General features: G+C 35.4%; 14 protein-coding genes, 2 tRNA genes and 1 riboswitch. Of the genes, 5 read left to right on the top strand and 11 right to left on the bottom strand.

The window, feature by feature from the left end; all coding sequences use genetic code 11:
- Positions 1-7: 7 nt before the first annotated feature.
- Positions 8-214: a sulfur carrier protein ThiS gene (gene thiS / locus MUB18_RS20460; RefSeq protein WP_045755299.1), complete on the bottom strand. Its 207-nt coding sequence runs from the start codon at positions 212-214 to the stop codon at positions 8-10.
- A 64-nt stretch (positions 215-278) separates the two neighbouring features.
- Positions 279-377: riboswitch (TPP riboswitch) on the bottom strand.
- A gap of 150 nt (positions 378-527) precedes the next feature.
- Positions 528-1106: a GDP-mannose pyrophosphatase NudK gene (nudK, locus tag MUB18_RS20455; protein ID WP_248754448.1), complete on the bottom strand. Its 579-nt coding sequence runs from the start codon at positions 1104-1106 to the stop codon at positions 528-530.
- A gap of 503 nt (positions 1107-1609) precedes the next feature.
- Here nudK and MUB18_RS21890 point away from each other — a divergent pair.
- The gene (locus MUB18_RS21890) at positions 1610-1732 is read left to right on the top strand and encodes a hypothetical protein (protein ID WP_262917504.1); all 123 of its coding nucleotides are present in this window, start codon (positions 1610-1612) and stop codon (positions 1730-1732) included.
- Here the strand turns inward: MUB18_RS21890 and MUB18_RS20450 are convergent.
- From MUB18_RS20450 to MUB18_RS20440, 3 genes are all read right to left on the bottom strand, one after another.
- Positions 1726-1810, bottom strand: a tRNA-Leu gene (locus MUB18_RS20450). The genes MUB18_RS21890 and MUB18_RS20450 overlap by 7 nt on opposite strands.
- A gap of 14 nt (positions 1811-1824) precedes the next feature.
- Positions 1825-1900: transfer RNA gene (locus MUB18_RS20445), tRNA-Gly, on the bottom strand.
- Between the two features lie 99 nt (positions 1901-1999).
- Positions 2000-2488, bottom strand: a complete 489-nt coding sequence (locus MUB18_RS20440; RefSeq protein ID WP_045755847.1) for a regulatory protein RecX — start codon at positions 2486-2488, stop codon at positions 2000-2002.
- 72 nt (positions 2489-2560) lie between these two features.
- On the opposite strand from MUB18_RS20440, the gene MUB18_RS20435 reads away from it, so the two are divergent.
- The 4 genes from MUB18_RS20435 (at position 2561) to MUB18_RS20420 (ending at position 6748) form a co-directional block, all read left to right on the top strand.
- Complete coding sequence (locus tag MUB18_RS20435) at positions 2561-5002, top strand: bifunctional UDP-N-acetylmuramoyl-tripeptide:D-alanyl-D-alanine ligase/alanine racemase (protein ID WP_248754447.1); 2442 nt, start codon at positions 2561-2563, stop codon at positions 5000-5002.
- 47 nt (positions 5003-5049) lie between these two features.
- The gene (locus tag MUB18_RS20430) at positions 5050-5646 is read left to right on the top strand and encodes a DUF502 domain-containing protein (protein WP_045755849.1); all 597 of its coding nucleotides are present in this window, start codon (positions 5050-5052) and stop codon (positions 5644-5646) included.
- A gap of 98 nt (positions 5647-5744) precedes the next feature.
- Positions 5745-6107 carry an iron chaperone gene (locus MUB18_RS20425; RefSeq protein WP_248754446.1) on the top strand — a complete coding sequence of 121 codons (363 nt, stop codon included), beginning with the start codon at positions 5745-5747 and terminating at the stop codon, positions 6105-6107.
- A gap of 29 nt (positions 6108-6136) precedes the next feature.
- A complete protein-coding gene (locus MUB18_RS20420; RefSeq protein WP_248754445.1) occupies positions 6137-6748 on the top strand; it encodes a hypothetical protein in 612 nt (203 codons plus the stop codon).
- Here MUB18_RS20420 and MUB18_RS20415 read toward each other — a convergent pair.
- From MUB18_RS20415 to MUB18_RS20390, 6 genes are all read right to left on the bottom strand, one after another.
- Complete coding sequence (locus MUB18_RS20415; protein WP_248754444.1) at positions 6745-7521, bottom strand: Cof-type HAD-IIB family hydrolase; 777 nt, start codon at positions 7519-7521, stop codon at positions 6745-6747. The genes MUB18_RS20420 and MUB18_RS20415 overlap by 4 nt on opposite strands.
- Before the next feature lie 430 nt (positions 7522-7951).
- Positions 7952-8533 (bottom strand): methyltransferase domain-containing protein, encoded by a 582-nt coding sequence (locus MUB18_RS20410; RefSeq protein ID WP_248754443.1) that lies wholly within the window; start codon positions 8531-8533, stop codon positions 7952-7954.
- A gap of 164 nt (positions 8534-8697) precedes the next feature.
- Entirely contained in the window at positions 8698-9438 is a 741-nt protein-coding gene (locus tag MUB18_RS20405) for a DUF2071 domain-containing protein (RefSeq protein WP_045755855.1), read from the bottom strand.
- Positions 9422-9817: a DoxX-like family protein gene (locus MUB18_RS20400; protein WP_248754442.1), complete on the bottom strand. Its 396-nt coding sequence runs from the start codon at positions 9815-9817 to the stop codon at positions 9422-9424. Before MUB18_RS20400 ends, MUB18_RS20405 begins: the two co-directional genes overlap by 17 nt.
- Before the next feature lie 89 nt (positions 9818-9906).
- Positions 9907-10776 (bottom strand): alpha/beta fold hydrolase, encoded by an 870-nt coding sequence (locus MUB18_RS20395; RefSeq protein WP_248754441.1) that lies wholly within the window; start codon positions 10774-10776, stop codon positions 9907-9909.
- Between the two features lie 30 nt (positions 10777-10806).
- A complete protein-coding gene (locus MUB18_RS20390; RefSeq protein ID WP_248754440.1) occupies positions 10807-14166 on the bottom strand; it encodes a DEAD/DEAH box helicase in 3360 nt (1119 codons plus the stop codon).
- Positions 14167-14275: the final 109 nt, after the last annotated feature.

Below are 14275 nucleotides of genomic sequence, written 5' to 3'. Positions count from 1 at the left end.
AAATGAATTATCCGCCTTGCGTAGCAGAAATGACGAGAATTGAATCTTGATGGCGTAATGGGGTTGTTGCCCAAGCCGTTTTGGGTATGACTTGGTTATTAATGGCAACAGCAATGCCTTTACTTTTTTCTGGAAATTCCAAAAGCATCAAACCTTCCAAAGAGGAGGGAGGCTGTTCAAAAAAACGTGATTGGTGATTGATCGTAAGTTCCATTCCTTTAAAAATTTTTAAATAAAAAACTTTAGGAATGGCCACAGTTATGCAGGTATATGCACAATGAAGACATCTTACTTTTCCCTACGCCAGTATGACCCGGATCAGGTTCTAAGGGTAAAATCTCAGCCTGCAAATCTTGCAGACACCCCTAAAGTTTCCACTAAACTAGAAAAAAAATATGAATAAAAGAAAAGAGGTAGATTTATTTTTGTCTATCCATTGTTTTGTGACACAACAATATACCCGCTCTTGTTATTGGCATATATAATCAGCTATAGTAAGGAGAAGGAATACAAATTGCTATTTGCAATTATAAAATACCGTGTAATTTAATATATTGCAGCAACATAATTGTTTTAGCATCTTTGACCTCACCGCTCGCTACCATCCGCATAGCTTCGGAGATATACAATTCTAATACCTCAATATTTTCTTCTTCATGGTCCAGTCCTCCACCTTCACTGACTTTCATTTCTTTTGCATATTCGGCTATAAAAAAATGCAGAATTTCTGTAACGGATCCAGGAGACATATAAGCTTCAAAAATCTTTCTTACATCTGTAATTTTATAGCCTGTTTCTTCCTCCGTCTCTCTTCTAATACAATCTTCTGCATTATCTTTATCCAGTAAACCTGCGCAAGCTTCAATCATCAGGCCTGTTTCATTTCCATTAATAAATGTTGGAAGCCGAAATTGTCGGGTAAGAATCACTGTTTTCTGCTCTGTGTTGTACAATAAAATAGTTGCGCCGTTTCCTCTGTCATAAGCCTCTCTACTTTGGGTCATCGTTGTACCATCCTTTTTTAAATATTCGTAGGTTATTTTTCTTAGGATGTACCAATTATCGGATAAAATTTTGCTTTCTGTGATCTTGATGTTAGCTATCATAGGCAAGGTTTTTTTAATTCTTTTTTCTCTTAGTATTTGTGCAACTTTTGAATAAGGGATCAGATGCTAAAGGTATATAAATTTATAAACTCGCATCCGTATTTCTTAAGGAAGTGTAAATAAAGTTAAAGGATTTTTTTCTAGGTAGCGTCAATCATGTTTGCAAGAGCGTATAATGATTCAGACGGGGTGATGGTTAGATTCTATATTACTTCAGATATACAACAAAATTTATAGTGATTTTCTACAGGTATTATAGAGATTTATCTATAGAAACCCTATACAAATCCTCTATAATAGCTCTGAATTATATCTATGATATAGTTACTAATTAACAAGGTGCTGTTCATTAATTACGAAGTGTGAATGCAGTGTGCTGGCTTAATAAATTAGAATGAAAAATCCCTAAAAAGTTGTCCTTTGTAGATATATTAATGGGAATCGGATTTATAAATTCTTAACGAAAAACAGGAGTTTAATTTTTAGCAGATGGAGTTCATTACATGCAAAAAGAAATCGGATTTTGGTCAACGATGCTGAATACAGAGGTGTGTATTACATTAGCTTTAGAACAATTGTTTAAAAACAAGAAAGCTCATCTTTTGGATGAGCTTTCTTGTACCTAGGGCGGGAATCGAACCCGCACTTCCTTAACGGAAACAGGATTTTAAGTCCTGCGTGTCTACCAGTTCCACCACCTAGGCAGGTGATCTTAATGTGGAGCGAAAAACGAGATTCGAACTCGCGACCCCAACCTTGGCAAGGTTGTGCTCTACCAGCTGAGCTATTTTCGCATTACTAACAGCTAACAAGTTGTTTTCTGTTTTGGTGATGCAAATATAGAGCTAATAATTAAAAAAACAAATTTTCATACCAGCTTTATTTTGTTTTTTTTATAATCCCTTTTCTTTCAGGACAGAAGAAATAATATCACTTTCAAAACCGCGGGATAAAGCATATTGAAATAGCTTATTCTTGATTATATAAGGATCTTTATCTTTTATTAAAAGCTTTTTTTTATCGATCAGCTCGTTGAGCTTATCCTCATATTCATCCATATCAATTTTAGAAAATGCAATTTTAATTAAAGGTTCTGAAACTCGTTTAAATTTTAACGACTGTTTGATCTTTATTTTCCCCCAACTCTTCATCCGGAGCTTACCTAAGGTATAAGCGATCGCAAAGCGTTCTTCATTTAAGAAATTCTCTGATATCAATTGCGAGATGATTTGTTCAACATCTTCTTCGTGTAGTCCCCAATCATATAATTTATCCCGTACTTCTTGTTGCGCCCGTTCTTGATACGCACAATAACTCTCCGCTTTGAGCAACGCCTGCTTAGGTGTGTATATTTTTTTTCTTTTTTTCTCTTCGTCAAACATCTTTACAAATTTCAAAAATATATTGAACTTACTGAAAAAATGTGGAGCTTTGATTGAATAAAATTTTTAATCATGTACAGCATTGCGGATATTTCGGAGATTATAGGCCCTAAGAGATCAATTATAGTTAATGGTCAATGTATCATTCAAAATTTGATATACGATACACGCAAAATCGTCAATGCAGAAACAGGGTTATTTTTTGCTTTAGTCAACCGTCGGGATGGGCATGAGTTTATTATGGATGCCTATAGCAAAGGAATTAGAAATTTTGTGTTACAAGATGATTTTCAACAAGAACTGGTATTGCAAGATGCTAATATTTTATGGGTAGCCGATACTTTCTTAGCCTTACAGGCCATTGCTGGTCATCAACGGATGCAGTTTAAATCCCCGGTCTTAGGGATTACAGGGAGCAACGGTAAGACTATTGTTAAAGAATGGCTTTTTCAATTACTATCTCCTGAATATAAAATATACCGCAGCCCTAAAAGTTATAACTCGCAGCTTGGAGTTGCTTTATCCTTATGGGAGTTAAATGATCAGTACAATTTTGCCATTATAGAAGCTGGGATCAGCGAAGTAGGAGAGATGGCAAAACTTCAACATATGATCAGACCTACACATGGAATACTGACCAATATTGGTGTGGCACACAAAGCAGGATTTGATTCTAAAGAGGAAAAAATTGCTGAAAAACTGAAACTCTTTACAGATGCTGAAGTATTGATCTATCCAAAAAAATATTTGGAACATATTTATATGCCTTCTCAGCTCTATAAATTTGCATGGGGCGAAGATGAGAGCTGCCAACTGGAGGTCTATTCTGTTAAAAAAGAGAACGATCAAGCAACTTTGCTCAGCTTATGTTTCTCCAGACAGTTTTTCACGGTAAAAATTCCTTTTGTCGATCAAGCATCTATTGAAAATGCCATTTCATGTATTGCTGTCATGATCACATTTGGATATGATTTCAAAACCATAGCAGAACGAATTGCAACATTGCAACCGATGGAAATGCGTCTTGAACTGAAAAAAGGAAAGCATAATAGTTCCATCATTGATGATTCCTATAGTAATGATTTAGTTGCATTGCAGATTGCGCTGGATTTTCTAAAACAGCAGAAGCAAAATACGCGTAAAGTATTGATTCTTTCCGATATTCCTGGTGTTGAGTTGCATGATGAGAAAAGCATCAGTAAATTGAAACGATTGATTGACGCTAGTGATCTGACCGATCTGATTTTTATTGGACCGATACTGAGTCAGTTGCCAGCTCAATTTTCATTACCAGTTACCAGTTATCCAGATACAGCATCGTTGATAGAAGATTTTAAGCATATTGAATATAGTAACGCCACGATCTTGATCAAAGGAGCGCGTGATTACCACTTTGAGCAGATCAGTAAACGACTGGTTGCGAAGTCCCATGATACCATTTTAGAAATCAATTTGAACGCCCTGGAACATAATCTTAATATATACCGAGGCTTATTGCCTGCAGGAGTAAAATTAATGGCTATGGTCAAAGCCTTCTCTTATGGTAGTGGAAGTTTTGAAATTGCTAATTTGCTGCAATTTAACCATGTGGATTATTTGACAGTAGCTTTTGCCGATGAAGGTGTTGATCTTCGAAACGGAGGTATCACACTTCCAATAGTGGTTATGAGTCCTGATGAAAATGCTTTTGATGCCATTGTACAGCATAAATTGGAACCCGAAATCTATAGTTTTAGAATTTTAAGTTCATTTCTCCGTTATTTGGAGCTGCATCAGTTAAAAAACTTTCCCGTCCATATCAAAGTTGATACGGGTATGCATCGATTGGGATTTATGCCTGATGAAATCGATGATCTGCTTGCTGTCCTGAAAAATCAAGAGGCAATGAAAGTAAAATCTGTTTTTTCGCACTTAGCATCAGCAGGAAATAAGGTGGATCATGCCTTTACAGAAAATCAAATTCATCTTTTGGATATATTTACGATCAAACTTAAGCAGGAGTTAGGTTATTCCTTTATACGGCACATCGCTGCTACATCGGGAATAGATCTATGGCCAAGTGCTTATTTTGACATGGTCAGATTGGGGATCGGTCTCTATGGAATTGATATGGATCGTGATGATCTTCCCGTTAGAGAAGTCAGTGTTTTGAAAACTAATGTGACGCAGATCAAATCGCTTGCTGCTACCGAGACAGTCGGATACAATCGTGCAGGCGTATTAAATCGCGCTAGCCGTATTGCGACCATTAAGATTGGTTATGCCGATGGCTACGACCGCCGTTTTGGAAACGGTGTGGGTAAGATGTCTATCAATGGACAAGTAGTCCGCACAATTGGTAATATCTGTATGGATATGTGTATGTTAGATGTTACCGATATTGATGTCAATGAAGAAGATGAAGTTATTGTTTATCCAGATCTGAAAGAGGCCGCATTAGCAATTGGGACCATTCCCTATGAATTGTTGGTGAATATCTCACAACGGGTTAAAAGAGTTTATTTTTACGAGTAATTCAAGGCTTATTTCGCATCTTTGTAACGTCAATAGGTACAAGTAGTATGTTATCAAAATTAATTAGAGCTTTTTTAAATTATCTTATAAAAGGAACCTTAGTTGTCGTTCCTTTAGCTGGTGCTATTTTCTTGATTGTCTGGATTGTAGCTTCTGTTGATTCGGCATTGAATCTTACGGGCATGTTTTTAGAGGATGAGACTGGACATCCCCTGTATATTCCAGGTATCGGTATTTTAACGGTTATTTTAATCTTGGTTATAGCAGGAATTGTTTTTACCAATTTTGTCACGGATCCTATTAAGCACTGGTTGAATAATCAGATTAATCGTATTCCATTGTTGAATACTTTGTACTCATCGATTAAGGATTTTACAGAAGCATTTGTTGGCGATGCCAAAAAATTCAATGTTCCTGTTTTAGTAAAAGTGAATGAAATTGGCGTGAGTAAGATCGGTTTCTTGACACAATCAGATCTATCAAAAATTAATTTGACGGACGAAGTGGTGGTTTATTTTCCATATTCTTACTCATTCGCTGGACAAGTTGTTGTCGTAAAATCTTCCTTAGTAACAAAATTAGATATGTCCGCTACAGATGCGATGAAGCTTGTTGTTTCAGGTGGTGTCAGTGGTTTGGAATAAGGTACAGAAACAATTTTTATAAAAAACAAAAGGGAATCATTGGTAAAATGGTTCCCTTTTGTTTAAATTTATTTTGTATTTTAAGATCATAATCAACGATGAAGATTGAGTTTAAAACGGTAGACGAATATATCGCTTCTTTTCCACACGACGTGCAACAGATTTTGTCGCAAGTACGGAAAACCATTTTGGCACATGCTCCAGATGCAACAGAGGGTATTGCCTACGGTATGCCAGCATATAAATTAAAAGGAAAACCACTCGTTTATTTTGGCAGTTATCAAAAGCATATTGGATTTTATGCTACACCTACTGGTCATGAGCAATTTGAGGACCAACTTGCTCCTTATAAACAAGGTAAAGGTTCTGTACAGTTTCCTTTAAAGCAACAGATTCCTTATGAACTGATCGTAAAGATGGTGGAGTACAGAGTTGCGGAGATCTTAAAAAAGCTTAAATAGATCATTAGAATTTTAAAATAGGAGTTGCGATGGATCGATTATGGAAACGTTTGTGGAGTAGTAAGGTTCCCGAAAATGTACAGTGGCAATGGAAAGATAAGGCCGACTTATCTTTTATAAATAGCCAGATGGATGTCGACCTTATACGCATCTGCCTAGACAGAATTAAGAGTGAACTCACAGATCCTGCCATTTTACGAGCACTTTTAGATTATCAAGATATTGCTTTGCAACCCTATAAAACACATGCTGTTATTGCCGAAATCGAGTTTATGGAACAGTATGTTTCTTTATTTAGTCAGATTTCTGATGTAGACCTTTCCATTGTGTGGACTAAGAAGATCGAATATCCTACTTTATCAGTACCGCGGTTTATCCTACTCCCATTAGTTCAGAATGCCTTGTGGCAAGGATATCATGCCGCAAAAAAGTATCCAATGAAAATCAAGGTTTCAGTATTTGAAAAAATCATTTCATTGGATGTAATCAATCATGTCAATCACCATATTGTCGATCAAAAAGATCATGCTATCATGGAAAACTACCAAGCACGATTACAGTATGAATTTGGTGATCAACATACGTTGATCATGAATAGTAATGCAGATACATTTCGTTCAAATCTTATTTTGAGATTTTAGATAACCTCAAAATGTGCTAGAGCATTAAAGATACCATCATTGTCGACATCGTCAGTAATATAGTCTGCGATAGCCTTCACTTCAGGATTAGCATTCCCCATTGCAATTCCATAAGCCGTATGTTTTAGCATGGTAATATCGTTTCCACCATCCCCAAATGACATGGTTTGTTTTATGTCGATATCAAAATGATCGATAAATACATCGATTCCTACCTGTTTACTTTGTCCTAAAGGATTCACATCAGCAAATAACGGTGTCCAACGGCTTGCCACAGAATTAGGCATCACAGTGTTCATAAATGTTTCCTGTTCTTCCGGTTGAATAAAGATATTGGTTTGCAGCACCGATGCCATATCAAAGTCAGCATAAGATCTTTGTTGAGGGACAGGTAAGTTTAGAAGTTCATACATGGAAGCGATCTCTGGCGTAACTTTAAAAATAGATATTTCGTGCTCCGACATCAGTGAGAAGCTGACTTCATGTTGCTCAGCGTGGTCGATCAAAGATTTAATATCTGTCGCATGTATTCCCTTTCTAAATAGTACATCACCTTCTTTCGTAATACAATAACCACCGTTAAAAGTAATAAACCCATCAAAGTCCAAGTATTTGATGTGATCTAAACTATTAATAGATCTACCCGTGGAAACAATGACTTTTATACCTTTTGATTTTAACTTTTGAATGGCTTTTTCGGTTGAAGTTGGTACTTTGTGTGTATCAAAACTAAGAAGGGTACCGTCGATATCAAAAAAAACTGCTTTAATCATGCTACTATGTAAATGTTTGTAGTACAAAGTTAATGATTAGAAAAATGTTTTTTGCCCTAGGGATGTCATAATGAAGATTAGTGTCATATAACACCAAAGACAAGAAAAAATAATATGAACTAATGTTTCAAAATTTTTGCCTTTCCAAAGTTTACTTGAATATCCAAAAAATTGAATAAGTAATCTCAATAACCAAAAAATACCCATTCCCACAGATAATTTGTTTCCGAGTTTTGTTTCGATGAGTTCTTCCGAAGATGATATGCATAGAACACCCATTAAGATTATTGTGATTGCGATAAAGAAAGTGTGGATAAACATCATCTCTTTGTTGATCAAACTCAGTGATTTTAATTCTTCCTTCCAATTAAAATATTTAGGGAAAATTAGATGTACAATACCTAAAAAAATTAAAATAAAACCAATGAATTTAAGGTGTACAATCATTTTTCATTAATTTAAATATGCTTATAAATGGAGTATGTTTCTTTTCTTCAACAATATCAAAACCAGCGCCCTTAAAATTATTCATCCAGTTTTTTTTACTGTAAAAATGAAGAAAACCAATATTAAAAGCTAAAAAATTAGGTATATTCCTTAAATGCTCTACCATATATACCTCACCATTAGGTTTTAAAATTCGATGTATTTCTTTAAAAAATAAAGTTCGTTCATTTGAATCACGAATTTCATGTGCAGCTAGAACAAGAAATATCAAATCTATTGATTGAAATCGAATAGGAATATGCAGCGTGCTGATTGTTTGGCAGGATTTAGCTAATGGATATGCTTTTCGAGCTCTTTTGATAGAAATTTCTGTGTGTTTTTTTGCATCATAAAAATCAAGTATTTGTATCGTTGATTGTGGAAATACCTGTTTTAAATATACAGTTGTTTCGTCAAATCCGGCATTAATATTCACAATTGATTTGTTTTCATAAGATTTTTTTAACCATTTTAAAGAATAGAAATCGCTGAAATCATAAATATAAAATGATGCAAGTAAAGACATTCCCGTAGAGAGGCAGACTACACTCAGCAGTATCAGAAAATAGAATTTAAGATGATCATCAACGAGAAAATAACCCCATAGTAATAAACCTATACATAATAAGGCAATGAGATAGAAGTGCCAATTGAATCGGATGATATTTCCTAGACCTTGAAGTGGTTTCCTTAATTGCTGCATTTTTCTTTAATTCCTTTTTTCCAAGAATAGGGTATATGATTAATAATAAAAGCATTTGCTAATATAGCATCATCTAATTTTAGCTCTTTCAAAAATTCGATATGGTATTGAGATACTATTATTGGGATAGGTTTCCAGTTATTTCTAATTCCTTCAATAATTAGCATTTCGTTTTTCTTTATATCATAATTAAAAGTAAATGGAAGTGGTCCAGCATATTTCCTGGCCTCTTTCCAATTAATAAAAGGAGATTGTGCCGGTAATTCACTGTTAATATCTCCCTCGCTATACTCAATTTGAAAATTAGATTTTTTGGAAGAAACGCAATGCTCTTTACCTTTTTTTTGTTGTTGGATATCGGTTGTGCTATAATTATAATGACTAAATATATTGCCTAAAATTTCCATTTTTTTTCGATTTGTTTCCGATTTTAGAATATATAATCCACGACGTTTCTTCCCTTTTTCATTTTCATATTTTACAAAAATTCGGTATCCAATAAGAAAGAAATCATTTCCGAATACCTTAGGAAAACCTTTAGGTCTTAATTGAGTTGTTTTAACTAAAGCTACAGCCAAAAATCCGTAGTGGCCATCAAGAGTATCCAATGTCAATGTTTTAGGAATCAGTTGAACTAATTTCTCCTTAGAAACGGCAAATGTTAAAACAATAGAACTTTCGAAATATGCTTCAACAGCAAAAGGGTGATTTTTAAGAAATGCGAACATGGCCTTTATTTTTAGAAAAATAGTATTCGTTGCTGTAGATAATAAGGATAAATATCAAAGCGTATAAGATATTCCAGTGACCCCATAGCAATAAATGAGGTGCAAATAATAGTTCTAGACTGTTCATCATAGCAATTACAATAATTTGAACAATACAATTTAAACGTGACTTAAAACCGCTTACAATCCATATAGCCATAATAATTTCTGCGAGACCAATAAGTAAAGTTAATACGCCTGCATATTGATCACCTAAAATTATGGAGACAATTTTTTGATGTCGTGGAACCAAATTCAGCACTTTACAATATAAACCATTTGCAAACCAAACGAAGGCAATACTATAAGTTAAGAAGGTGTGCAAGGAACTATTTCGCATGATTGATGAAGTTTTTTACTAACTATTCAGGATTTCAATTCAGTCAATATTTTAGTGATACGCTATTATAGCTCATATTCGTCACCATCTTATTTTTCTGACTGTAACGTTTTCACCTTTTCAAGGATTAGCGCTATAGCTTCCGGAGATCTTAATATTTTTTCATGACCAACAGCGTTCAGGTTGATAGCTTCTACTTGAGGATGATCATCCAAATACGAATGCAGATAATCATAGGGAGCAATTTTATCTTCCTTGTCATACAGGACCAAATGTTGTTGGGTGTTATCGAATGTATATAGACTATTTAAGTGAAAGTAAGCAATTTTCATATTGAACTTTTCTTCAAAATTCTGGAAGAAGTGCTCTTGAACATGTATGGGAATACCTACATAATCCATGCTGGCCGCAAAATTCGCTTTTAAGTTTACTAGAGGAGTAAGGCTAATGATCCAAGTTGGCTTATGTTTGATATTGGCTAAAGCCGCAACATTGGCCATAGCTCCAAGAGAATGACCAATCGTTATGGCAGGCATGCCGTAGGCAGTTATAATAGCTTGCACAGCTTCCATATATAAGATTAAGTTGGATAGCTCACCCTCAGCTTCTCCATTTCCAGGGGCATCAAATGCAATTATCGTTAATTCTGGATTTTCCAATAGCTGCTCAATAAGTATGGAAAAATCCGCAGCTTTTGATCCCCACCCATGTGTTAACAAAACGATGTCCTTACCCGCTCCCCAACGAAAGACAGGAAAGGATAATAGATGGCCACTGAAAAACTCATCTTTTACCGTCAATTTATTTTTTGAGGCTAATTCAATCAACTGTTCCTGATGATGTCTCAAAGGCATTTTAGGAGAATAGCAGATATAAGACCAAATATCATGTATGTTTTCTGCAACAGAAATCTTTTCTAGAGATTTCAAATATTCCACGCTTTGCTTTAATTTTTTCATTGGAGCAGTAGTTTTTTCTATAATTCGTGTCTATTCAAATAGTGCAAGTAAACGCTCTTTATTCATGAAATCCGCTATTGGATTGTATTTGCTGGAAATGATATTATCCGCTATGGCTGTTTTATTTGCCTGCAGTTTCATGATTTTGTCCTCGACAGTATCTGGGCAGATCAAACGTATAGCGGTCACATCTTTGGCTTGACCGATCCGGAAAGCACGGTCGATAGCTTGCGCTTCAACGGCTGGATTCCACCACGGATCTACCAGATAAACTAAACTCGCAGCCGTTAGATTTAGACCTGTTCCACCAGCTTTTAAACTGATCAAGATAACCCTTTGCGCATCATTTTCCTGAAATTGCGATACAATATATTGCCTATCTCTTGTTTGTCCTGTCAATTTTAGTGCCGTGATATCGTGTTTGGATAATGCTGTTTCGATTAGATTTAACATACTCACGAACTGTGAAAAGATGATTATTTTTTGATAAGGACTTTTATCCAGCACCTGTTCGACCAGCATTTCAATTTTACATGCATCTTGCTCCACACTTAGATCTTCTGTTTTTAGCAATTTTGTTGAGTTGCAGATCTGTCGCAGCTTAGTCAGTCCTTTTAACACATGCATCGGACTTTTACGGATTTCATCTCCATCTTTTACAGAGATAAATTCTCGAAATTCTTTTTCATACGTATCATAGATATGCCTTTGCGCAGGTTTCATCTCGCAGTAAAGTACGATTTCATTTTTTGCAGGCAACTCTTTGGCGACCTCAGTTTTCGTGCGTCTAAGAATAAAAGGTTTTACTTTGCGTTGCAGTTCTTCCAGTCTTTTTTTATTACTAAATCCATCGATAGGCGTCGTGTACACATCTTTAAAATATTTTTTTGAACCTAATAATCCGGGATTAGCAAAGGATAGCTGAGCAAAAAGATCCATGGTGCTGTTTTCGATTGGTGTTCCAGTGATGACGATACGATTGCGCGCAGTGAGTTTGGTGACCGCTTGGTATCGTTGCGAATTGGGGTTTTTTATCTGTTGCGACTCGTCTAAAAAGATATAGTTGAAAGCCTGTTTTTTTAAATGATTGATATCGGTCAACAGGTTATGATAAGAAATTAATATCAGTTCATATTGCTCAAATCCTTGAGTGTTTTTTTGCCGATCTGCACCTTGAAGTACAAGTGTTTTAATCGATGGTGCAAATTTATCCAATTCATTTTTCCAGTTGAAAATAAGCGTCGTTGGCAGTACCAGCAGATTGCAATTGTTTTTAACTTTGATACGTTGGTCTAAAATAAAGGCAATGATCTGAATCGTTTTCCCGAGTCCCATATCATCTGCTAGGCAACCTCCAAAATTAAACTCATCTAAAAAATTCAACCAGTTCAGTCCATCATGTTGGTAACTTCGTAGGCTGCCTATAAAATCTTTGGATAGTACTACTGGCTTGACCTGATCGATATTTTTGATTTTATTTTTGATTTCCTCAAGTCGTTCTTTTGCTTTTTGGGATAACCACTCTTCTTCAAAATATTGATCGATAGCCGAATAATTAGTTTCTGCGATCTGTAAGAGGCTGTCATCGATTATTTCACCAGCTAAAAAAAACTGCTCAAATTTATGAAGCCATTCCTCGGGCAGCATACCTTGCGTACCATCATCTAGGGAGATGAATTTTGATTTGTTACGAATGGCTTTTTGAAGGTTTTTAAGAGACCCTTTACTTTTTCCAAATTGCATATCGACATGGACATTAAACCAATTCTGCCCACTTAGCACATGAATAGCTATTTTACCCTTAAAGGAATTGTATGTATTTGCTTTTATTTCGTTAAATCCGATGATAGAGATGCGGTGTTTACGCCACTCCTCAAAGACATTTAGAAACCAGTCCAATTCAAGGAAATGTTTACGATGCAGATAGAAGTGCTGAAAATCTTCATCCAGCTGCTCCTCAAAATAGGGGTGCTGTTTGATGATTAAACTGACAATCTGGAGTTCGGCTTCGAGATCCCGTTTCACTAAAAATTTCTTTCCTTTTTTATCAAATCCAAAAATGGACCGTCTACTCCGTACCGGCACCTCTACATCAGCGTACCGCATCGTTGGAATCAGATTGATGTAATCACCAGATTCTTCAAGATAGATAATTGCTTCGGTATCGCTATAGAATTGCTGTTCTTTAATTTGTTTACTACTTGCCTTTGGGATGTGTAGGTAATTGACATCTACCACTTCTTCCATGATCATTAAGAAATCCCTCTTAAAATCCTCAAATTTGGACTGATGTACTTTAAGGTGATCAGCTGTAGTATGAAACAATTTGAAAAGGGTCAGGATCTGTCGATTTTCAATAAAATAAAAATGCTGCTGGACTTGGGTGAAATAGTCAAATACTAAAGGAAGTTGCTGTAAAGGATGATCTTGCCCCGCAATTTGGACCGTACTCCGGATGGTAAAAAAATTACCAATTTGATCGATATCGATACGAATTGTTTTTGGAAGTTCTCTTAATGTGATCTGTGTTAGACTATTTGCCGAAATACTTTGGGCTAGAGATTTATCATGCTGATAAATCTCCAGTCCCAGTGGATTTTTAATCAACTTTTTAAATGCTGTTATCTGTTGATTCCCTTCTTCTACGGTATTCTGTCCTAAAAAATGAAGTGCCGTAAAGAATTGTCCTTCCGTGATATCTTTACTTGTCCAGATCATTTCCTCACAAGAAATCAGTTGTAATGGATTTTTTAGAGATCCATTTTTAGCACGTGTAGCACGATAGAGCAAGACCTGTGGATGTTTATAGTATTTATGCTCCTTTAAGACCAAGATATTGGTCTGTTGTTCGACTTCTTTGTCGTTACGTTTTAGATCAGTACCTGTTGCGGTGTTGAAGATATCCGCAGATAGATCCAGCAAATTATCTTGTTTTTTGTGAATTTTTACAGCTCTATCCACCCATTGGATTTCAAAATAGTCTTCCAGTCCCTGTTCATCCTCAAGCCCGTATTTGACTGCTATTTTTTTCAGATGATCGTGATATGCATATTTAGAAAAAAATAAATTGACGTGATCATTCTTATAGATTTCATTTAAAATCAGTTTTTGATGGATACAAAATTCTTCGTGGTCAGAACAATTACAGAATAGTGAGAGTACCGGACAATCGTACACGGCAATGATATCATGGGTGATACCAAGAGAAAGGATGGAAAAATGGCCTTCATTTTTCTTGAGAGACAAAATTTGTATAGGAGATTGGTGGTCGGACAAGTTCGACATCCAGGAATAAAAGCTGTATCGATGTTCATTGTCAAAATGAATATCTGAAAACCGAAACTGGTGAAAATCATCTGAACCCTGTGGCGAAACGTCTTTTGTATACATGCTATTCAAACTTAGATAAATTTGTTTTATTTACCATTTTAATTCCGTCATTTAAAACCAATTTATTCATTAATGTTTGTTTATCGTATAGTTACCTTTGTTTTGTAAG

Source organism: Sphingobacterium sp. PCS056 (assembly GCF_023273895.1).
Lineage (GTDB): Bacteria > Bacteroidota > Bacteroidia > Sphingobacteriales > Sphingobacteriaceae > Sphingobacterium.
This window is presented reverse-complemented; position numbering and strand designations above follow the sequence as displayed.